This window comes from Aeromonas sp. R1-2 (genome assembly GCF_040908505.1).
GTDB classification, from domain to species: domain Bacteria; phylum Pseudomonadota; class Gammaproteobacteria; order Enterobacterales; family Aeromonadaceae; genus Aeromonas; species Aeromonas veronii.
Genome location: NZ_JBFODU010000023.1, coordinates 28,910 through 48,680 on the forward strand (window position 1 = coordinate 28,910; position 19,771 = coordinate 48,680).

Genomic DNA, 19,771 nt, shown 5'->3' on the forward strand with positions numbered 1-19,771 from the left:
GAATTCTCAAACTATGACCACCCTGATTGAACAGCTGGCTGCCGCAAAAGGCATCGCCAGCGAGTATGTCGATGCCTGGGGCCACCCGGCCCAGGTATCAGAAGAGAGCAAGGCCGCCATGCTGGGCGCAATGGGCTACCGCGTCGATGACGAGGCCGCACTGGTGCAGCAGCTGGAAGAGGAGCATCGCCAGCACTGGCTGCGGGCGCTGGATCCTGTGATGGTGGTTCGCACCGGCGACGCCGTTACCCTTGAGGTTCGCCTCCCCATCGAATTCGTCAACGACGCCCTCACCTGGCAGCTCCAGCAGGAGCAGGGTGCAGTGCTGTCCGGTCAATTCACCCCCATCGAGGGTGAGCTGGTCGGCGTGGCCGAATTTGAAGAGATGGAGTGCCAGGCCTATCGCGTCACGTTGGAGATGGCCCCGGAGCTGGGTTATCACCAGTTGGTGCTGCTGGAAGAGGGCAATGACGAGCCGCTGGCCACCATGCGCCTCATCGTTGCCCCCAAGGCCTGCTACAAGCAGGCGCCAATTGCCGATGGCCGCAAGGTATGGGGTCCGAGTGTGCAGCTTTACTGCCTGCGCAGCCGCCACAACTGGGGTATCGGTGATTTCAGCGATCTGGGCCAGCTGGTCGAGAAAGCCGCCGCCTGGGGTGCCCACTTCGTCGGCCTCAACCCTATCCACGCCCTCTATCCGGCCAATCCGGAGAGCGCCAGTCCCTACAGCCCCTCTTCCCGTCGCTGGCTCAACGTAGCCTATATCAATGTAGAAGCGGTGCCCGAATTCCAGCAGAGCACTCGCCTGAAAGCGGAAGTGGCGAGCCCTGCCTTCCAGCAACATCTGGCCGATCTGCGCGCCAAAGAGAACGTCGATTACACCGGCGTGATCCAGACCAAACTCGGCATGCTGCGTCAGGTGTTCGATGAAGCCACCCTGAGCGCCGAGCGTCAGGCCGCCTTTGATGCCTTCGTGGCCGCCGGTGGCGACAGCCTGCAACAGCAGGCAGCATTTGATGCCCTGCAGGCCCACTTCTATGCCAAAGGCGAAAATGCCTGGGGCTGGCCGGTATGGCCGCAGGAGCTGCGCGATTACCACAATCCTGCCGTTGCCGCCTGGATGGCCGCGCACCCGCAAGATGTCAACTTCTACCTCTATCTGCAGTTCCTGGCCGACGAGCAGCTGGCGCAAGCCGATGCCCGTGCCAAGGCTGCCGGCATGGTGATGGGGATCTACCGGGATCTGGCGGTGGGCGTCTCCGAAGGCTCCACCGAGATCTGGGCCAACCAGGATCTCTACTGCCCGAAAGCCTCGGTCGGTGCGCCGCCCGATATCCTCGGCCCGCTTGGTCAGAACTGGGGCCTGCCCCCTATGAACCCGAACAAGCTGTTCGAAGCGGCCTACCAGCCGATGGTGGACTTGTTCCGTGCCAACATGCGCTCCTGTGGCGCTCTGCGCATCGACCACGTGATGGCCTTGCTGCGCCTGTGGTGGGTACCGCCCGGAGCGTCCGCCGCCAAGGGCGCCTACATCTACTATCCGGTCAACGATCTGCTGGGCATTCTGGCCCTCGAATCCCACCGTAATCAGTGCCTGCTGATCGGCGAGGATCTGGGCACCGTGCCGGAGGGGATCGACGTGACTCTGAAAGAGAACGGCGTCCACTCCTACAAGGTGTTCTTCTTCGAGCGCTCCAAGGAAGATGGCGGCTTTATCTCCCCGGCGCACTACACCGAGCAAGCGATGTCGGCCCTGACTACTCACGACATGCCGACCCTCAAGGGCTTCTGGCACTGCGATGATCTGGCGCTCGGCCGTCAACTGGGTCTGTATCCGGATGAAGATGTTTTGAAGACTCTGTATGCTGATCGCCACCAGGCCAAACAGCGGATCCTCGACAGCCTGCATGCCCACAAGGTCATCTCTGACAACATCAGTCATGACGTGAACTGGGTCGGCATGAACACCGAACTCAATCACGGTCTGCAGATCCACATGGCCCGCGGCAGCTGCGCCCTGTTCAGTACCCAGCTGGAAGACTGGCTGGAGATGGACAAGCCGGTCAACGTACCGGGCACCAGTTACGAATACCCCAACTGGCGCCGCAAGCTTTCCGCTGATCTGGAAGATATTTTTGCCAATGAGGCACTCAAGGCACTGGCTGGCAAGATGAGCCAAGCCCGTGATGAGGCCAGTCGTTGAGACGCGGTCTCCCACAGCGCTCTCACCTAAATCCACTCCGGCTTCGGCCGGAGTGGATGCTCTGTCATGAAAGGAAATCTCGATGCTCGTTGAACGTTTGGTTGCTGCCCGCTGTTCCGATCCCTTCTCTCACTTAGGCCTGCAGGCCAATCCGGATGGGCCCGGCCTCAAACTGACCGCCTGGTTGCCTGATGCCCTCGAAGTCCGCGTCAAGGATCTCAAGTCGGGCAAAGTCGTTGCCACCCTGGCGCCCACCGATGAATCGGGTCTTTTTGAAACTGTTTTCACCCGCCGCAAAAACGCCTTCCCCTATCAGCTGATCGCCAGCTACCAAGATGCCACCACCGAGGTCATCGACCCCTATCAGTTTCAGGATGCCGCCTGGGCAGGCCTGGCCGAACTGACCGCCCAACCGGAAAACCTCTACCACACCCTTGGCGCCCAGTTGCGCACCGTGGAGCATCTTGGCCAGCAGGTGGAAGGGGTACGTTTTGCGGTCTATGCACCGAGCGCCACCGCAGTGAGCCTCATCGGCGATTTCAACTTCTGGGATGGCCGCCGCCATCCGATGCAGCGCAGCCTGTGCGGTCACTGGGTGCTGTTTGTGCCGGGCCTCAAGGCCGGGGATCGCTACAAGTTCGAGCTCAAGGACCCCATGGGCAACCGGCTGCCCCACAAGAGCGACCCTGTAGGTTTCTACAGTGAGCAGTATCCGTCGTTCGCCTCCGTGGTCTATGACCACGCCCAGTACCAGTGGCAGGATGCCGAGTGGATTGCCAGCCAGCACAACGATAAACGCGAGCAGCCGCTCTCCATCTATGAGCTGCACGTCGGCTCCTGGAAGCGCCACCCCAACGGCGACAGCCTGAGCTGGCGCGAGCTGGCAGTGGAGCTGGTCGCCTACGTCAAGGAGATGGAGTACACCCACATCGAGCTGCTGCCTGTCTCCGAGCACCCCTTCAGCGGCTCCTGGGGCTACCAGCCGGTGGGCATGTTCTCCCCCACCAGCCGCTACGGCACCGCTGATGATTTCAAATACTTCGTCGACCAGTGCCACCAGGCCGGCATCGGCATCATTCTGGACTGGGTGCCCGCCCACTTCCCGTCCGATGCCCACGGACTGGCCCGTTTCGACGGCACCCCGCTCTACGAATATGAAGATCCGCGCCGTGGCTGGCACCCGGACTGGAACTCCTACATCTATGACTTTGGCCGCTACACAGTGCGCCAGTTCCTGGTAGCGAGCGCCCTGTTCTGGCTCGACAAGTTCCATATCGACGGCCTGCGGGTGGATGCGGTCGCCTCCATGCTCTATCTGGACTACTCCCGCAACGCCGGTGAATGGGTACCGAACATCGATGGCGGCAACCACAACTACGAGGCGATTAGCCTGCTCAAGTGGACCAACGAGGAGGTCTACGGCAAGTATCCCCACGCCATGACCATAGCCGAAGAGTCCACTGCCTTTGCCGGTGTCTCCCGCCCCACCTTCCTCGGTGGCCTCGGCTTTGGCTTCAAGTGGAATATGGGCTGGATGCACGACACCCTCACCTATATGCAGAAAGAGCCGATCCACCGTCGCTACCACCACAACGACATGACCTTCTCCATGGTTTACCACTATGACGAGAACTTCATCCTGTCGCTCTCCCACGACGAGGTGGTGCACGGCAAGCACTCCATGCTCTACAAGATGCCGGGCGACGAGTGGCAGCAAGCCGCCAACCTGCGGGCCTACATGGGCTTCATGTACGCCCATCCGGGCAAGAAGCTCAATTTCATGGGCACCGAGATCGCCCAGAGCAACGAGTGGAACCACGATGCCCAGCTGCCGTGGCATCTGCTGCAATATCCCAAGCATGCCGGTCAGCAACGGCTGATCCACGATCTTAACCACCTCTACCGTCATGAGCCTGCCTTGTATCAGGCCGATTATGAGCAGACCGGCTTCCGCTGGCTGGATCACAACGATGCCGACAACAGCATCTTTGCCTGGCTGCGGGCGGACAAAGAGGGCAAGCAGGCTATTGTGGTGGCTTGCAACTTCACCCCGGTGCCCCGTATCGAATATCGGATCGGCGTCCCTGCGGCGGGCCACTATCGGGTGGTGCTCAACACCGACAGCGAGTATTACTGGGGCAGTAACTATGATGTAGGTCTGGTGTTCGCTGCCGAGCCAACCCCCTGGCAGGGGATGGCGCATAGCATAGTGCTGGATCTGCCGCCGCTGGCGACCTTGTTTATCAAACAGGAGTCTTGATGCTTGTAATGGAAAAAGGGGTGGGCCACCCGCTGGGGGCCCGCCTTGACGAGAACGGTTGCCACTTCTGCGTCTGGGCCCCCCAGTCGGACAAGGTGGAGATCTGCCTGTACGACGAGCAGGAGCAGGAGCTGATGCGGCTGGAGTTGCCCGGCCGCCGTGGCCAGTATCGCTTTGGCTACGTGCGCGGTGTAAAGGCCGGTCAGCGCTACGGCTATCGGGTCTATGGCACCCCGCAGGAGGGGATGCTGTTCGATCCGCAAAAACTGCTGATTGACCCCTACGCCAAGGCGCTCAGTCGTCCCACCTACTGGGATGAAGCCCTCTATCAGGGTGACAGTGCCGGGATGATTGCCAAGTCGGTGGTAGTGGATGACAGTTTTGACTGGCAAGGGGTTGGCAAACCCGGGATCAGCCCGGCCCGCACCATTATCTACGAGACCCACGTCAAGGGCTTTACCAAGCAGCATCCGGGGATCCCAAAAGCGCTGCAGGGCACCTACCTTGGCATCTGTCACCCGCTGGTTATCGAGCACATGAAGAGCCTCGGTATCACCTCGGTGCAGCTGATGCCGGTGGCCGCCTTCATGTCGGAACCGCGACTGGAGCAGCTGGGACTCACCAACTACTGGGGCTACAACCCCATCGCCTTCTTCGCCCCGGAGCCGCGTTACAGCACCCGAGCAGACGAGGCGGTGACCGAGTTCAAGACCATGGTGCGCGAGCTGCACCGGGCCGGGCTCGAGGTGATCCTGGATGTGGTCTACAACCACACTGCCGCCTCTGGCTTCGACGGCCCTACCCTCTCGTTCAAGGGCTTTGACAACGCCGGTTACTACGCCTTCGAAGCGGGTCCCCACGGCCCGGACTACACCCGTCATGCCAACGTGACCGGTTGTGGCAACAGCGTCAATCTGGATCACCCCAACACCCTGCGGCTGGTGCTCGATGCCCTGCGCTACTGGGTCACCGAAATGCAGGTGGACGGCTTCCGTTTCGATCTGGCGGTGACGCTGGCGCGGGAAGCGGGGGAGTTCGAGCCCATGGGGGCCTTCTTCAAGGCAGTGATGGCCGACCCTGTGCTGTCACAGGTCAAGCTCATCGCCGAGCCCTGGGATATCGGCCCCTTCGGCTACCGGCTGGGTCAATTCCCGAGCCAGTGGCAGGAGATCAATGACCGCTACCGCGATACGGTGCGCGCCTTCTGGCGCGGTGATGCGGGCAAGATGGGGGACTTTGCCACCCGTCTGGTGGGTTCGCGGGATATCTTCCCGAAGAACTGGCGCTCCCCCCACACCAGCGTCAACTACCTCTGCTATCACGACGGTTTCACCCTGGAGGATCTGGTCTCCTACAACCAGCGCCACAATCAGGCCAACGGTGAAGACAATCGGGATGGTCACGGCAACAACCTCTCCTATAACCACGGGGTAGAGGGGCCGACCCTGGATCCGCGGGTCAACAGCCTGCGCCAGCAGCAGAAGCGCAATCTGATTGCCACCCTGCTGCTGTCGCAAGGGACACCGCACTTTCTTGCCGGGGACGAGATGGGCCGCAGCCAGCTTGGCAACAACAACGCCTACTGCCAGGACAACCAGATCAGCTGGGTCAACTGGCAGTGGCGACCGGAGGATGAGCGGCTGTTCGCCTTCACCCAGCAGATGATGGCGCTGCGGGCGGAGTCCTGCGTCTTCTCCAACCTGCAACTGAGCGACGACAGCTGGAATGGCACCCCATCCAGCTGCCATCAGGTCAACTGGTATCACCCGGACGGCCACCAGCTCACCGATCAGGATTGGCACGCCCCCATGGGGCAGGCGTTCGCCATGGATATCGGCATGATCAACTGTGTAGGCGAGCGCTGGTACGTGCTGTTCAACGCCAGCGATTATGACATCCAGTTCCGCCTGCCACCGCCGGGAGAAGGGCTGGAGTGGATCCAGACCATCGACACCGCCACCAACGATGGGCTGCCCTTCCTGCCCGATGACATCAAACGGCAGGTAGCGGTCGGCCGGGCCCACTCCCTCAAACTGCTGGAGCGGGTGGCATTGTCCAGCACGGCGGAGGATGCCCAGCCACCGCAGCAGGAAATTCTCCCTGCATCCGGTGAGGAGATGGTTGCCACCTCGATCACAGATACAGGCAAAGCATAAGAGGCATGCTGGAGTCAGCTTTACGGAGCCGCTATGCTGGGCTCCGGTATGGATGGCAAGGAGTCGGTATGAGCAGTAATAATCCGGAACAGTGGCGCAGCAAACTGACCGCCGAGCAGTTTCACGTCTGTTGGGAGAAGGGCACCGAGCGCCCCTACAGCGGCGCCCTGCTCCACAATCGCAAGAGCGGCGACTACCTCTGTGTCTGCTGCAAGAGCGTGCTGTTTCACTCAGGAGCCAAGTTTGATTCCGGCTGCGGCTGGCCCTCGTTCGACAAGGCCATCGAGGGGACGGTGGAGTACACCGAAGACAACAGCCACGGCATGAAGCGGGTGGAGATCACCTGCCGCCAGTGCGGCTCTCACCTCGGTCACGTCTTCCCAGATGGACCGACCGAGACAGGCCAGCGCTACTGTGTCAACAGCCTGAGTCTGGATTTCGATCCCGACGCTTAAGCGGCTGACCCATTGCAATAAAAACGGCGCCTCCATCACGGAGGCGCCGTTTTTTATCGGGATTTCACCGCATTCACGCCAGCAGGATAGCAGCCATCACCAACAGGGCCGCGATGGCCGGTATCGGCAGCTTCACCACCCGCAGCAGATAAAAGCCGATGGCCGCCAGCGCCAGATCGGTCGGCGCCAGCACGGCGCTCTGCCATACCGGCTGATAGAGGGCCGCCAGCAACAAGCCCACTACGGCGGCGTTAATACCAGTGACGGCCCCCGCCAGACGGGGCTGAGCCAGCCACTGTTGCCAGCAGGGGCCCACCGCCCAGAGCAGCAGAAAACCGGGTGCAAAGAGCGCCAGGGTCGCCAACAGGGCCCCGAACATCGGCATTTCTGGCTGCAACTGGGCGCCAAGATAGGTGGCAAGGGTAAACATGGGGCCCGGCACCAACTGGGCCAGGCTGTAACCAGTCAGAAACTGCTGCTCGTTGAGAGTGTGGCCCACGCTCTCTTGCAGCAGCGGCAGCACCACATGGCCACCGCCAAACACCAGACTGCCGGCGCGATAGAAGTCGGCAGCCAGCTGGCCAAGCGGGCTGCCGAGCAGCGGCAGGCCGATAAAAAGGATACCAAACAGCAGCAGGGTCGGCCAATGAGGCTGACTGCTGGCGGCAGAAGGCAGCTCGGCGGAGGCTGGCACACTACCCGCCCCGCGCTGGCTGCGGGCGCAGATCAGCGCCGCTCCAGCCAGCATCAACAGTTGAGTCATCAGACCGGGCTGCCACCAGAGTGCAGCAGCGGTCACCACCATGATCCCTTGGGTCATTCCCGTGGCACAGAACTGACGACTCATGGTGAGCACCGCATCGGCCACCACGATGAGCGCCAACAGCTTGAGGCCGTGCAGCGCAGCATCGAGCCACAGATTGCTGCCCAGCTGGCCGATGCCGATCGCAGCCCCCAGTAGCAGAAGAAATGAGGGCAGCGTGAAGCCAACAAAAGCAGAGAGCGCCCCACCCAGACCGGCGCGATGACGACCGATGGCGAAACCAAGCTGGCTGGAGGCGGGCCCCGGCAGCAGTTGGCACAGCGCCAGCAAGCGGGCAAATTCGGCCTGTGTCAGCCAGCAGAGCCGCTGGACGAAGGTGCGCTGGAAATAGCCGATATGAGCGGCCGGACCACCAAAGCTGATGCATCCCAGCCATAAAAACTGAATAAATACCTGTCCCACGCTCTTCTCCCTCATCCCTCTTCTCCCGATGGAGAGGGGATATTATGACAGCGCGATGATCGTTTTATGACAATCAGACTGATTAGGCCGACACCATGGGCACATCACCCGGCAGATAGCAGCGTCCCGCCAGCCAGCAGGCGATGGACTGACGGCTGGCGTCGAAATGGGGCTCGGGCAGCGCGCGCGGATCGCACCAGACCCAGCCTTCGCACTTCTCCGGCTCCAGCAGCTGCGGCTCACCATCGGCCTTAGCGTGCAGCGTCACCGAGATATAGTGCAGCCCGCTCTCGCGCCAGGTCTCCAGATTGTTGGTCACCGCCACCACCTCGGGCCCGTGGATCTCAAGTCCCGTCTCCTCGGCCACCTCGCGGATCGCCGCCGACTCGAAGCTCTCCCCCAACTCCAGATGACCACCCGGGATCGACCAGTAGGGGGCATGGCTCCCTTTGCGCTTGCCAAGCAGCACCTGGCCTTGGGCGTTGGTCAGAATGACGCCGACCCCGACGCGGGGATAGAGAGTGGACATGAAAACGCTCCTTCAATCAGGCAGTAAAACGGCCCCACCTTAGGCCCAAGGAGGGCACAGGGCAAGCCCCGGCTGCACGGCACCTGCGCCTGTCGGTGACCCCTCCCCTTGCCCCTTAACCGGTTATCACTGATGCTGGGGAGTGAAGCCCGGATGGAGAGGTCATCCCAATCCTCTCAGTCCCCCATCACCCCGAGGAGTCCGCCATGAAAAAATTGCTCCCCCTGTGCGCTCTGCTGCTCACGGCTTGCCAAACCACGCCGTCCCCCAACTCGCTCGCCATCGATGATGCCGACGCCTGGCAGGCCATTTGCAAAGATGGCACCCGGGTTCGCGCCGTGGTGGCAGAGGGGATCTGTGGGGATCATCGCGGGGTAGCCATGTGGACGAATAAGCCAAGAGCTGAACGGATGGCAGAAGAAGCCGCCAAATAGTGTGATCCAGGCACCATAAAATGACACTGCCGGCCAATTGACCGGATTTTTTCGCGATCTCGCCAGCACTTTGCCACCTTGTTCATGGTGCGCTCAGTTTTCTGTTCCCATACTGGCCCTACAGTTCCAAAAGAGGAGAGACAAGATGCAAACATCCATCGTCGGGCTCTCCATTCTGTGGGGGCTAGCCAGTTTTGGTGTTCAGGGGGATTTCATCGAGAGCCGTGATTCCGTTGCGCCATCCTGGCAAGCCGAATCCAGAGTGGAGATGGAGGGTTATCTGATTGAATCGCTTGGCGAAGATCGCTGGCTGTTCGACAACGGCAGCGAGAGCCTGTTGGTCTCCCTGCCCGAGGGGCAGTGGGTGCCGACCGGCGAGCGGCTGCGGGTCAGCGGCGAACCGCAGCAGGAGCAGAGCGGCTGGCTGCTGCAGGTGGAAGACATCAGCCAGGTCAGCGTCTGACCACAGCTGTCGCCCCGTCACCGCGACAGCTAATCCAGACCCGATAACCACGACCGAATAACCAAGAGCGAATAGCAAAAGAGGAGGCCACTGGCCTCCTCTTTCTGTTTATATGAGCGGTTTGCGCAGCCTTAACCCAGATGGTTGAGCGGCAGCGCCGTCTTGTGCTTGATGCGGCGCAGCACGAAGCTGGAGCGCACTCCGGTCACCCCCGGAATATGGGTCAGCTTGTCCAGCAGGAAGTGCTGGTAGTGCTCCATGTCGCGCACCACCACCTTGAGCTGGTAGTCGGCATCGTTGCCGGTGATGAGGTCACACTCCAGCACTTCGGGCAGTTCGCTGATGGCGCGATCGAAGTTTTCGAACCGCTCGGGCGTGTGTCTGTCCATGGAAATGTGAATGTAGGCGGTGAGGGTGAGGCCAAGCTGGCGGGCGTTGAGCAGAGTAACGTGGGTGTCGATGAGACCGGCATCCTCCAGCGCCTTGACCCGGCGGGAGCAGGGGGACGGCGAGAGCCCGACCAACTCGGCCAGTTCCAGATTGCTGATGCGGCCATTCTCCTGCATCAGCTCGAGAATATGTCTGTCTATGCGATCAAGTTTCAGCATTTACCCTTCCTCGTTGCAATGACTAATCCACTTTTCCTAGATTAAGGGTGAACTATTGCAAAAACAACCGAAATAAGTGGTTGCTTTGCAACCACTCACCGGCACGGGAGGGATACTATGGTTACATCTTCCGGTGGCAAAGCAGATACCTGACCGGGTCTCTGCGGTGAAGGACCTTACCGGGTCAAGAGCCCCATCAGCCGTCTTACCTTATCGGGAAACGACGGGCTGGAACGAGAGAACCCCCTCCCCGAAGGCAACAAAGCAGGCATCCCGGCGCCTGCTTTGTTGTTTTTGGGCGTTTGACGAAATCAGAGCGCGGGCGGCGTGATGCGATAGAGGCAGCGATGCGCCCCCTCCAGCAGATATTGCTCCCGCTCCACCGTCGCCGGCGCCAGCAGCTGGCGAAACAGCACCAGTTCGCTGCGACAGAAACCGCGGCAGGTGCGCGCCGCCGCACAGATGGGACAGTGGCTCTCCCACAGCAGCCAGCTGCCATCCTCTTCGCGGCGGATCTCCGCCATATAGCCCTCGCGAGTACGCAGCTCCCTGAGCACCGCCAGCCGGCCAGAGAGACCATGGGACCCCAGCGCCTCCTGATAGCGAGCAAGCATCTGCTGCTCCCGCTGCTGGAGCAGCCGTTCCATCCCCTCCTCGCCAAACAGCTCGCGCACGTTGTCGATCAGCTGCACGGTCAGGTCGCTATGGCTATCGGGGAAGCGCTGCCAGGCCTGCTCGGTGAGCTGCCACAGTCGCACGGGACGACCGCGCCCGCGCGCCTCGTCGCTGAATGTGACCCACCCCTCCTGCTCCAGTGCGAGCAGGTGCTGGCGGGCGCCCATGGAGGTCATCTGCAACTGCTCCCCCAGCGCGGCGGCGCTCTGCGGGCCATGGCTCTTGAGCAGAAACAGGATCTTGTCGGTGCTTGCGTTCATGATCTCATTATGGGGAGCGCCCTTTATTAAATCAACAATTCACTTTACTTAATCCCATCTATGAATCAGCATAAATAAACCAATAACTTTATTTAATGGGTGCAACATGGAGAAACACGGGCACAAAAATCCCCTCTGGGTGCTGGTCATGACGGTCACGCTGGCAGTTGCAGGTTTCAGTCTCCCCTCCCCGGTGTTGGCACCCTTGCTGCTGGATCCGGCCCACGGCATGCTGACGCCGGAAGCCTCCGATTGGAGCCGCAAGGTGTGGCTGGGGGTCATCATGGGGCTCTATCCCCTGTTCCAGCTGGTGGGCAGTCCCTGGCTTGGTCGCCTCTCCGACCGCTATGGCCGCAAGCCACTGCTGTTGCTCTCGCTGGCGGGGGTACTGGCAGGCTATGCCCTGATGGCACTCGGTATCGCCTGGCGCTCCCTCCCCCTGTTGCTGCTCAGCCGGATTGTGGAGGGGCTGTGCAACGGCAACATCGCCATCGTGCAGGCGATGGCGGCGGATCTCGCCGGCAAGGAGCACAAGGCGCGCAGCTTCGCCTGGATCAACATCGGCATGAATCTGGGCTGGGTCGTGGGGCCGGTGATCGGGGGCTACGCCGCGGTGATCTCGGGGGATTACAGTCTGGCGGCCTGGCTGGCCGTCGCGATGACCCTGCTCAACCTGCTGCTGGTGCTCTGGCTGATCCCCTATCGTCCGCCGGTAGCGGCCACCCTTCAGGCCGCGACACTCTCCAGCCGCCAGCTGTTGCTGCAACCGGCCCTGCTGCCCTACTTCGCACTCACCCTGATCAGCTATGGCGCCGTGCAGCTCTATTTCACCTACTTCAACATCTGGCTGGTAGAGCGGCTGGCGTGGGATCCGGCCCAGCTGGCGCAGGCGGCGGTGCTGGTGAGCCTGCCCATGATGGCGGGCTCCTGGCTCGGCTCTCGCATCGCCCGCCACTGGCGCGGCAGCTCCCTCGGGATTGTCGGCCATCTGGTGATGGCGAGCGGCATGCTGCTCTTTATCCTGCCCGTGCACTGGTGGGGACTGGCGCTTACCTTCGTTCCCGCTGGCATCGGAATGAGTCTGGGAGAGCTGGCCACTTCGGTGGCGATCTCCAACCGCAGTCACCCGGAGCAACAGGGGCAGGCGATGGGGCTCTACCGCGCCCTCGCCGTAGGCAGCGAGATCCTGGCGGTGCTGCTCGGCAGTCTGGTGCTGCTGGCCGGTACCGAGTGGCCCTTCTATCTCGCCACCCTCTGCTCCCTTGCCAGTGCCGCCGGTTTCTATCTGCTGCGCCGCCGTGCCGACCGTCGTCAACAACTGGCCAGCTGCACCTGAGCCACGAAGGGATCACAGTTCGGCGCTTCGGCCACGGGCAAGACTTGCATCGGAGCGCCGGGTCTGGGACGGTAAAGCTCTTTGCGGATTTGTTCGATGCTGGAGGAGCTATGAGTGAGTACAAGGCCATCGCGCTCGATATGGATGGCACCCTGCTGACCCGGGATCACAAGATCTCGTCGGCCACCCGGGCAGCCCTGGCGCAGGCCCGCGCCCACGGCATCAAGGTGCTGCTGGTCACGGGACGCCACTATATGACGGCACGCCCCTTCCACCACGAGCTGGCCCTCGATACCCCTCTCATCTGCAGCAATGGCGCCTATCTCTATGATCCGGTGCAGAACCGGATCCTAAGTGGCGACCCGCTGGCGGCCGCCCCGCTTACCGAGCTGTTGGCCGCGGTCGAGGCACAACAGATGGGCGCCCTGTTCCACCTGAGCGAAGGGATCGGCTACATCGGCTGCGAAGAGCATGTCACCCGCATCCGCCACTGGTCGGCCAATCAGCCGGACCACCTCAAGATCGCCATCCATCCGGTTGAGGAGCTGGCAGGCTGGCTCGACAACCCGGTCTGGAAACTGGAGCTGTTCAATCAGGATCCGGCACGCCTGCACACCTTTATGGGCGAGGTGGTCGAACAGATGCCCTTTACCCGTGACTGGGCGGCCCCCTATGCGGTGGAGCTGGTACAGCCCGGTTGCAGCAAGGGCAACCGGCTGGCCCAGTGGGCCGCCAGTGAAGGGATTGCAATGGAGCAGGTGGTGGCGTTTGGGGATAACAACAACGACATCAGCATGTTCGAGCAGGTGGGGCTGGCGGTGGCCATGGGCAATGCGGCCCCGCAGATCCAGGGCCATGCCCATCGGGTCACGGCCGACCACAACGAAGATGGTATCGCGCTGGCGCTGCAACGCTGGGTACTGGCCTGATCTGACAAGATGCAACATGGCCAGCACGCGGGCTGGCCATGAAGAGAGGGATTAACCGCCGAAGGAGAACTGGATCACCCGATCCGGATAGCGCAGACGGTTGTACTCCCGGCGCAGGGATTCGTAGTGGCGAATGGCCCGATCGCGCTTGGCGCGGTAGTAGTCGCGCTGTTCCGTGTTGGTTTCGTTGCGGATGCTGCGCTCCAGCGTATCGATATCACGCTCGGTACGCTCCAGCTCGTCGCTGATCTCCCGCAGGCGGGCAGCCAGTTTGTACTCTTCGTAGCCACGCTGATACTGCTTGAGGAAGCTGGCGTCATTGGGGCATACCCCCAGATAGGCCTGCCCCTCCTTGCCCTTGCTGTAAGCCAGCTCGGGAATGCAGTAGAGCTCCAGCCCCTTGTCGTAGCCCCGTTTCCACTCGGCTTCATCCACTTTGAGGCCATATTCGCTGCAAGACGAAACGTAATCGCGGGTCGCCTGACGGGTTTTGCCTTCCGATCCATCCTGATAACCCAGGTTGTACCAGCTCATGGTGCGGCACTCATCTTCTGACAGGGCACTGCATCCCGCCAGCAATACCGGCAGGGTCAGCAACAGGATTTTGGGGGACATGAACAGACTCCGGAAAAGATAGTGACCGGCATTCTAGAGAGGATAAAAGGCCATAACAAGGGATGCGCTCCCGTGCGGTCTGGCGCGGTTTATTTGATGTTTTTGTCACTATTCAACGCCGTGCCAGACGGGCGGCCAACCCGCTTTCCTTGTTATCAGGCGCAAGGTAAACTGCGCCATCTTTTAACTGGCGCGCAACAAAAACAATGAAAGTCCTGACCGTCGATTACCGCTCACCCGATGCGGCCCAACGCTTCACCGAATCCCTGCGAACCACCGGCTTTGGCGTGTTGACCAACCACCCCATTCCGAAAGAGCTGGTGCAGTCCATCTACGACAACTGGTATCGCTTCTTCATGAGTGAACAGAAGCAGGATTTCCTGTTCAACCGCGAAACCCAGGATGGCTACTTCCCGCCGTCGGTCTCCGAGGTGGCCAAGGGCCATAGCCAGAAAGACATCAAGGAGTACTTTCACATCTACCCCTGGGGCCAGATGCCGGAAGAGCTGAAAGAGCAGGCGATGGAGTACTACCGCCTCGCCAACGGTCTGGCCGCCGAGCTGTTGGGCTGGGTCGAGCAGTACACCCCGGCCGATATCGCCGCCAACTACAGCTGCCCCCTCTCCTCGATGATAGAAGAGAGCCAGAAGACCCTGCTGCGGGTGCTGCACTACCCGCCGTTCGATGGTACCGAGGAGCCGGGCGCCATCCGCGCCGCCGCCCACGAAGATATCAACCTGCTCACCATTCTGCCCGCCGCCAACGAGCCAGGGCTGCAGGTGAAGGGTTCCGATGGCGAATGGATGGATGTGCCGTGTGACTTTGGCACCCTCATCATCAATATCGGCGACATGCTGCAGGAGGCCTCTCGCGGCTACTACCCTTCCACCACTCACCGCGTCATCAACCCGACCGGTGGCAATGCCGCCAAGTCGCGCATCTCGCTGCCGCTGTTCCTCCATCCGCGCCCGGATGTGGTGCTCTCCGAGCGCCATACCGCCCACAGCTACCTGATGGAGCGGCTGCGGGAGCTCGGGGTGATCTAGTCCACCGACGAGCCGTTGTCAGAGACCAAACCGGAGCAATCTCGCTCCGGTTTTTATTTGGTGGCAGGATTGGGCAAAAAACAGAATTAAATTAGCCAATCGTGCCAATAAATCGCATTTATGCCTGATAACCGTCGTAGTGATTGCGCCGTGACCTCCGTAACATGAGCGCCATTCTGCCCCCGACAAGGGGCGCTCGATTGGAGTTCTTATGAAGCAGTCCCAATGGTCATCCCGACTCGGCTACATCCTCGCCGCAGCGGGTTCCGCGGTCGGTATCGGCGCAATCTGGAAATTCCCCTATGTCACAGCCGTCAACGGCGGCGGCGCCTTCCTGCTGGTCTTTCTGCTGTTCAGCTTCACCCTGGGGGTGGCGGTACTGATGGGGGAGACCCTGCTCGGCAGCATGAGTCGCCGCGGGGTAGTGGGTGCCTTCTCCGATCTGCTCGGCAAACAGTGGCGATGGGTGGGGGTAATGGGGGTGATCTCTACCCTGCTCATCTACTGCTTCTACAGCGTGGTGGGCGGCTGGACCCTGGGTTATACCGGCATGGCCATCTCAGGCCAGCTCAACCATGGGGATGCGGCGGCCCTCACCGCCCGCTTCAATGACTATGTCAGCGGCGACGTCTGGCCCATTCTCACCCATCTGCTGTTTGCCGCCCTCACCTGGATGGTGGTGCAAGGAGGCATTCAGAAAGGGGTGGAGCGCACCCTGCGATGGATGATGCCGGCCCTGTTCCTGATGATCCTGATGCTGGTCGTCTTTGGCCTCACCCTGCCCAATGCGATGGCGGGAGTACGTCACTTCCTGATGCCCGACTTCAGCAAGCTGGGGATGTCCGGCGTGCTCGATGCCATGGGGCTGGCCTTCTTCTCCCTCTCCATCGGTCTGGGCATCCACACCACCTACGGTGCCTATCTGCCGACCAGCGAAGGGGTTGGTCGCTCCAGCCTCTGGGTGGTGCTGCTGGCCAGCATGGTGGCAGTACTGGCGGGGCTGATGATCTTCCCGGTGCTGGCCTCGACCGGTATCGACCCGGCCTCCGGCCCCGGTCTCACCTTTATGACCATGCCGGCGGTGTTTCAGCTGCTGCCCTTCGGTCAGGTGCTTGAGGTGATCTTCTTCGCCCTGCTGGTCTTTGCGGCGCTCTCCTCGGCCATCTCCCTGCTGGAGCATTTGCAGTGCTTCCTGTGCGAGACCTGGGGTTGGTCACGCCGCACGGCCTGCAGCGCCATCACTGGATTCGTCATGGTTAGCGGTGTTCCGGTCAGCCTGTCGTTTGGCCCGCTGCAACACGCAACCCTGTTTGGCAAAACCATCTTCGAGCTGCTGGACTTTGTCACCTCCAACCTGATGATGCCGCTGTTCGGCCTGATGCTGACGCTGCTGCTGGGCTGGAAGCTGGGACGCAAGGCGCTGCCGCAGGGGATTGCCAGCCACTGGCATCACTTGCTGATGAACTGCTGGCGCTGGATTGCCCCCTTGCTGATCGGCGGGATCTTGATTCGCGGTCTGGTGTGACGGTTACTCTTCGCGGGTGGGCTCATCGGCCCGCCCCTGGGCGGCTCTGACGGCCTCCAGGGCATGCTGCCAGCGGGTGATCTCGGCATCATCCGTTCCCTTGGAGAAGACGATATAGAGACCGGCCTGATGGAGCAGCACTCCACTGTTGACGATGCTGCGCCGGGATAACCCCATCTTGTCGAGGGTGGCCTCCATCACCAGCTCCGCCATCGGCAAGGCATCGATCTTGCCCAGCATCAGCCGCTCTATCGCCTCCCCGACCGTCTTGTAGCGCACCAGATTGGTGTAGCCCTCATGGGTCAGCCGCACATCATCGGCGTTACCCAGCACTACCCCCACTCTGGGCAGGTCTCGCAGCTGTGCCAGCGAGGTCAGCGGGTGGCGACTATCCGGCGCCTGATAGATAAAGACCCGATTGATAAAGAGCGGGCCAACCCATTTGAAATGGGACTCCCGCTCCGGGAGCCGCTGCACCACGAACAGTCCATAGCCGGGCTCGACCCGTGCCAGCGCCAGCGCCCGTTTGAGCGGGTAAATCCGCACCGGATAGCGGGTGCCAAGCTCCTCCTGCACCTCATCAATCAAACGAATGGCGAATCCGTCGAGCTTGCCGTCGCGGTATTCGGTAAAGGGGGGTAAGTCGTGACTCAGCAGGGTTAATCCGGGCTGCGCCGACACACTCAGGCTGATCAGTAACCAGGGCAACACCATCCATCTCATACGACATCCTGTCTCATCGTTGTTCCCGTCAGCGCCATGTAGCGGTCACTAGTTCCAGAAGAAGCTACGTCGATTATCGCCCAGTAAATAGCCACAAGGTAGAAAAGATACGGCCCGGCGAGGTTTTCCCCCACTGAGTTGTACGTATAGCCAGAGTGGTGACAGCGGCACACAAAAAAATTTTTGATTTTATGTGTCAATTATTCTTTCCATGGTTTAGGCTGTTCCCTCATTCATTAGTCAGGTTGCCACCTCATGTCTGCCATTCTCGTGCTGTTTGGTCGATTTTTTAGCTCGCAAGAGAGGTGACCTTGCACGCACAGTTTTTCTGAATGTTCATTGCAAAGGTCGCCTCAGGCGGCCTTTTTTATGGTCTGTCGTTTATTGCTACTCAGGAGTATTGCTTCGATGTCGTGTTACCCGGAGGTTGTATGAGCCAGGTTCAGTGGTCTTCCCGTCTCGGTCATGTGCTGGCCGCAGCAGGCACAGCGATTGGCCTTGGTGCCATCTGGAAGTTTCCCTATGTGACCGCCACCAATGGCGGTGGCGCCTTTCTGCTGGTGTTTCTGTTGTTCAGCTTCACCTTGGGGGTAGCGGTACAGGTCGGCGAAACCCTGCTCGGCAGCCATAGCCAGCGCGGGGTGCTCGGCGCTTTTCGCAAACTGGTAGGGCCGAACTGGCGCTGGATGGGGTATATTGGGATCGCCTGCGGCTTCTTTATCTACAGCTTCTACAGCGTGGTGGGCGGCTGGACCGTGGGTTACGCCGCGCTGGCGATGGCTGGCAAGCTCAACCTGAGCGAGGGGAGCGCCCTCACCGCCCTGTTCAACGGCTATGTCAGCAACCCCTGGTGGCCGGTGCTGACCCATCTGATCTTCGCAGGCCTGACCTGGTGGTTCGTGCAGGGGGGTATTCAGAAAGGGGTTGAGCGGGCACTGCGCTGGATGATGCCCGCGCTCTTCATCATGATGTTGCTGCTGGTGGGGGTCGGTCTCTCCATGCCGGGCTCCATGGCGGGTGTACGCCAGCTGCTGCTGCCGGACTTCTCCATGCTGACCGGCCAGAGCGTGCTGGACGCGTTGGGACTGGCCTTCTTCTCCCTCTCCATCGGGCTCGGAGTACACACTACCTATGGCGCCTACCTGCCCAATAGCGAAGGGGTACTGCGCTCCGGGGTCTGGGTGGTCACTCTGGCAAGCCTTATCTCGGTGCTGGCGGGCTTGATGATCTTCCCGGCGCTGGCCTCCACCGGCATCGATCCCACCGCGGGCCCAGGGCTCACCTTTATGACCATGCCTGCCGTGTTCAGTCATCTGCCGTTCGGTCAGGGGCTGGGGGTGATCTTCTTCCTGTTGCTGCTGGTCGCCGCGCTCTCCTCCTCCATCTCCATGCTGGAGCATCTGGTGCGCTTCACCACCGAGGAGTGGGGCTGGTCGCGTCGTGGCGCCTGCCGGGTGTTGACCCTGCTTATCATGGCCTCCGGCATTCCGGTGAGCCTGTCGTTCGGCCCCTGGAGTGACCTGACCCTGTTTGGCAAGACCATCTTCGAGTTGCTCGACTATCTGACCTCCAACCTGATGATGCCGCTGTTTGGTCTGGTACTGACCCTGCTGCTGGGCTGGCGATTGGGTGATGCCATATTGCCTGCGGGCCTGTCACCCACCCTGCGTCTGGCGCTACTCTGGTGCTGGCGCGTGGTGGCGCCGCTGCTGATCAGCGGGATCTTGATCCGCGGGATCATGTAGCACCTTGCGCATCTTTGCGGGCAGGCCTTGGCCTGCCCTTTTTATTGCTGGCGTTCATATAAGCAGCATCACGATGGACAGGAGTGCAGTCGGGCAATCTCGGCAGAGCAGAGTAGAGGATGTGCGAAATGACAGAGTGGCAGAGTGGCAGAGTGGCAGAGTGGCAGAGTGGCACAATAAGAGGTGGCGTTCGGCTCGCCACACCGGCAACAGAAGAAGTTGAAGTACTGAATTGCGGGCAAAAAAAATCCCCATCTGAGTGGGGACTTTCTCTGCAACTGAAGCTGATATCTCAGCCTCGCTTGCGAATATGGTGGTCGTTACTGGGATCGAACCAGTGACCCCCTCCTTGTAAGGGAGGTGCTCTCCCAGCTGAGCTAAACGACCTGGGATTCTGAAATGATGGTGGGTCGTGCTGGATTCGAACCAGCGACCAATTGATTAAAAGTCAACTGCTCTACCGACTGAGCTAACGACCCATCTAAATCATTTTTTCTACAAACTGGTGGTCGTTACTGGGATCGAACCAGTGACCCCCTCCTTGTAAGGGAGGTGCTCTCCCAGCTGAGCTAAACGACCTGGGA

The 19,771-nt window shown here is 60.9% G+C and carries 17 protein-coding genes and 3 tRNA genes; 11 read left to right on the plus strand and 9 right to left on the minus strand.

The features are described from left to right. Positions 1–13 precede the first annotated feature (13 nt). From malQ to msrB, 4 genes are all read left to right on the plus strand, one after another. Positions 14–2,203, plus strand: a complete 2,190-nt coding sequence (malQ, locus tag AB5Y76_RS09025; RefSeq protein WP_263718325.1) for a 4-alpha-glucanotransferase — start codon at positions 14–16, stop codon at positions 2,201–2,203. Positions 2,204–2,285: 82 nt separating this feature from the next. Continuing rightward, a complete protein-coding gene (glgB, locus tag AB5Y76_RS09030) occupies positions 2,286–4,463 on the plus strand; it encodes a 1,4-alpha-glucan branching protein GlgB (RefSeq protein ID WP_263718324.1) in 2,178 nt (725 codons plus the stop codon). After that, complete coding sequence (glgX, locus tag AB5Y76_RS09035; protein WP_263718322.1) at positions 4,463–6,619, plus strand: glycogen debranching protein GlgX; 2,157 nt, start codon at positions 4,463–4,465, stop codon at positions 6,617–6,619. Before glgB ends, glgX begins: the two co-directional genes overlap by 1 nt. Positions 6,620–6,687: 68 nt before the next feature. Continuing rightward, a complete protein-coding gene (gene msrB / locus AB5Y76_RS09040) occupies positions 6,688–7,074 on the plus strand; it encodes a peptide-methionine (R)-S-oxide reductase MsrB (protein ID WP_040068248.1) in 387 nt (128 codons plus the stop codon). A gap of 73 nt (positions 7,075–7,147) precedes the next feature. Here the strand turns inward: msrB and chrA are convergent, their stop codons facing one another. Both chrA and AB5Y76_RS09050 read right to left on the minus strand, forming a co-directional pair. Continuing rightward, complete coding sequence (gene chrA / locus AB5Y76_RS09045) at positions 7,148–8,314, minus strand: chromate efflux transporter (protein WP_263718321.1); 1,167 nt, start codon at positions 8,312–8,314, stop codon at positions 7,148–7,150. Positions 8,315–8,381: 67 nt separating this feature from the next. Next, positions 8,382–8,828: an NUDIX hydrolase gene (locus tag AB5Y76_RS09050; protein WP_227095266.1), complete on the minus strand. Its 447-nt coding sequence runs from the start codon at positions 8,826–8,828 to the stop codon at positions 8,382–8,384. A 206-nt stretch (positions 8,829–9,034) separates the two neighbouring features. On the opposite strand from AB5Y76_RS09050, the gene AB5Y76_RS09055 reads away from it, so the two are divergent. Both AB5Y76_RS09055 and AB5Y76_RS09060 read left to right on the plus strand, forming a co-directional pair. Next, positions 9,035–9,262 carry a hypothetical protein gene (locus AB5Y76_RS09055; RefSeq protein ID WP_040068243.1) on the plus strand — a complete coding sequence of 76 codons (228 nt, stop codon included), beginning with the start codon at positions 9,035–9,037 and terminating at the stop codon, positions 9,260–9,262. Between the two features lie 145 nt (positions 9,263–9,407). Further along, complete coding sequence (locus AB5Y76_RS09060; RefSeq protein ID WP_005343224.1) at positions 9,408–9,725, plus strand: hypothetical protein; 318 nt, start codon at positions 9,408–9,410, stop codon at positions 9,723–9,725. 131 nt (positions 9,726–9,856) lie between these two features. On the opposite strand, the gene AB5Y76_RS09065 is transcribed toward AB5Y76_RS09060, so the two are convergent. Both AB5Y76_RS09065 and AB5Y76_RS09070 read right to left on the minus strand, forming a co-directional pair. Then, a complete protein-coding gene (locus tag AB5Y76_RS09065; RefSeq protein ID WP_005304871.1) occupies positions 9,857–10,333 on the minus strand; it encodes an Lrp/AsnC family transcriptional regulator in 477 nt (158 codons plus the stop codon). 311 nt (positions 10,334–10,644) lie between these two features. After that, entirely contained in the window at positions 10,645–11,268 is a 624-nt protein-coding gene (locus AB5Y76_RS09070; RefSeq protein WP_263718320.1) for a metalloregulator ArsR/SmtB family transcription factor, read from the minus strand. Between the two features lie 106 nt (positions 11,269–11,374). On the opposite strand from AB5Y76_RS09070, the gene AB5Y76_RS09075 reads away from it, so the two are divergent. Together AB5Y76_RS09075 and AB5Y76_RS09080 are read left to right on the plus strand one after the other, a co-directional pair. Beyond that, positions 11,375–12,604 (plus strand): MFS transporter, encoded by a 1,230-nt coding sequence (locus tag AB5Y76_RS09075; protein ID WP_263718319.1) that lies wholly within the window; start codon positions 11,375–11,377, stop codon positions 12,602–12,604. A gap of 110 nt (positions 12,605–12,714) precedes the next feature. Further along, positions 12,715–13,533, plus strand: coding sequence for a Cof-type HAD-IIB family hydrolase (locus AB5Y76_RS09080; protein ID WP_263718318.1), 819 nt, complete (start codon positions 12,715–12,717; stop codon positions 13,531–13,533). 51 nt (positions 13,534–13,584) lie between these two features. Here AB5Y76_RS09080 and AB5Y76_RS09085 read toward each other — a convergent pair whose 3' ends face one another. Next, entirely contained in the window at positions 13,585–14,148 is a 564-nt protein-coding gene (locus AB5Y76_RS09085) for a DUF2799 domain-containing protein (protein ID WP_005362971.1), read from the minus strand. A gap of 206 nt (positions 14,149–14,354) precedes the next feature. On the opposite strand from AB5Y76_RS09085, the gene AB5Y76_RS09090 reads away from it, so the two are divergent. Together AB5Y76_RS09090 and AB5Y76_RS09095 are read left to right on the plus strand one after the other, a co-directional pair. Continuing rightward, entirely contained in the window at positions 14,355–15,194 is an 840-nt protein-coding gene (locus AB5Y76_RS09090) for an isopenicillin N synthase family oxygenase (protein ID WP_139462040.1), read from the plus strand. 211 nt (positions 15,195–15,405) lie between these two features. After that, positions 15,406–16,719, plus strand: coding sequence for a sodium-dependent transporter (locus AB5Y76_RS09095; RefSeq protein ID WP_263718316.1), 1,314 nt, complete (start codon positions 15,406–15,408; stop codon positions 16,717–16,719). 3 nt (positions 16,720–16,722) lie between these two features. Here the strand turns inward: AB5Y76_RS09095 and AB5Y76_RS09100 are convergent, their stop codons facing one another. Then, entirely contained in the window at positions 16,723–17,442 is a 720-nt protein-coding gene (locus AB5Y76_RS09100; protein ID WP_263718315.1) for an ABC transporter substrate-binding protein, read from the minus strand. A 431-nt stretch (positions 17,443–17,873) separates the two neighbouring features. Between AB5Y76_RS09100 and AB5Y76_RS09105 the strand changes: the two genes are divergently transcribed. Continuing rightward, a complete protein-coding gene (locus AB5Y76_RS09105; RefSeq protein WP_263718314.1) occupies positions 17,874–19,187 on the plus strand; it encodes a sodium-dependent transporter in 1,314 nt (437 codons plus the stop codon). 311 nt (positions 19,188–19,498) lie between these two features. Here AB5Y76_RS09105 and AB5Y76_RS09110 read toward each other — a convergent pair. The 3 genes from AB5Y76_RS09110 to AB5Y76_RS09120 form a co-directional block, all read right to left on the minus strand. Continuing rightward, a tRNA-Val gene (locus AB5Y76_RS09110) sits at positions 19,499–19,574 on the minus strand. A gap of 16 nt (positions 19,575–19,590) precedes the next feature. After that, positions 19,591–19,666 (minus strand) — tRNA-Lys (locus tag AB5Y76_RS09115). Positions 19,667–19,690: 24 nt separating this feature from the next. Beyond that, a tRNA-Val gene (locus tag AB5Y76_RS09120) sits at positions 19,691–19,766 on the minus strand. Between the last annotated feature and the right edge of the window lie 5 nt (positions 19,767–19,771).

Excerpts from the sequence above, each read along its gene's own strand:
- malQ (WP_263718325.1), top strand. The coding sequence starts at position 14 with ATGACCACCCTGATTGAACAGCTGGCTGCCGCAAAAGGCATCGCCAGC.
- glgB (WP_263718324.1), top strand. The coding sequence starts at position 2,286 with ATGCTCGTTGAACGTTTGGTTGCTGCCCGCTGTTCCGATCCCTTCTCT.
- glgX (WP_263718322.1), top strand. The coding sequence starts at position 4,463 with ATGCTTGTAATGGAAAAAGGGGTGGGCCACCCGCTGGGGGCCCGCCTT.
- msrB (WP_040068248.1), top strand. The coding sequence starts at position 6,688 with ATGAGCAGTAATAATCCGGAACAGTGGCGCAGCAAACTGACCGCCGAG.
- chrA (WP_263718321.1), bottom strand. The coding sequence starts at position 8,314 with ATGAGGGAGAAGAGCGTGGGACAGGTATTTATTCAGTTTTTATGGCTG.
- AB5Y76_RS09050 (WP_227095266.1), bottom strand. The coding sequence starts at position 8,828 with ATGTCCACTCTCTATCCCCGCGTCGGGGTCGGCGTCATTCTGACCAAC.
- AB5Y76_RS09055 (WP_040068243.1), top strand. The coding sequence starts at position 9,035 with ATGAAAAAATTGCTCCCCCTGTGCGCTCTGCTGCTCACGGCTTGCCAA.
- AB5Y76_RS09060 (WP_005343224.1), top strand. The coding sequence starts at position 9,408 with ATGCAAACATCCATCGTCGGGCTCTCCATTCTGTGGGGGCTAGCCAGT.
- AB5Y76_RS09065 (WP_005304871.1), bottom strand. The coding sequence starts at position 10,333 with ATGCTGAAACTTGATCGCATAGACAGACATATTCTCGAGCTGATGCAG.
- AB5Y76_RS09070 (WP_263718320.1), bottom strand. The coding sequence starts at position 11,268 with ATGAACGCAAGCACCGACAAGATCCTGTTTCTGCTCAAGAGCCATGGC.
- AB5Y76_RS09075 (WP_263718319.1), top strand. The coding sequence starts at position 11,375 with ATGGAGAAACACGGGCACAAAAATCCCCTCTGGGTGCTGGTCATGACG.
- AB5Y76_RS09080 (WP_263718318.1), top strand. The coding sequence starts at position 12,715 with ATGAGTGAGTACAAGGCCATCGCGCTCGATATGGATGGCACCCTGCTG.
- AB5Y76_RS09085 (WP_005362971.1), bottom strand. The coding sequence starts at position 14,148 with ATGTCCCCCAAAATCCTGTTGCTGACCCTGCCGGTATTGCTGGCGGGA.
- AB5Y76_RS09090 (WP_139462040.1), top strand. The coding sequence starts at position 14,355 with ATGAAAGTCCTGACCGTCGATTACCGCTCACCCGATGCGGCCCAACGC.
- AB5Y76_RS09095 (WP_263718316.1), top strand. The coding sequence starts at position 15,406 with ATGAAGCAGTCCCAATGGTCATCCCGACTCGGCTACATCCTCGCCGCA.
- AB5Y76_RS09100 (WP_263718315.1), bottom strand. The coding sequence starts at position 17,442 with ATGAGATGGATGGTGTTGCCCTGGTTACTGATCAGCCTGAGTGTGTCG.
- AB5Y76_RS09105 (WP_263718314.1), top strand. The coding sequence starts at position 17,874 with ATGAGCCAGGTTCAGTGGTCTTCCCGTCTCGGTCATGTGCTGGCCGCA.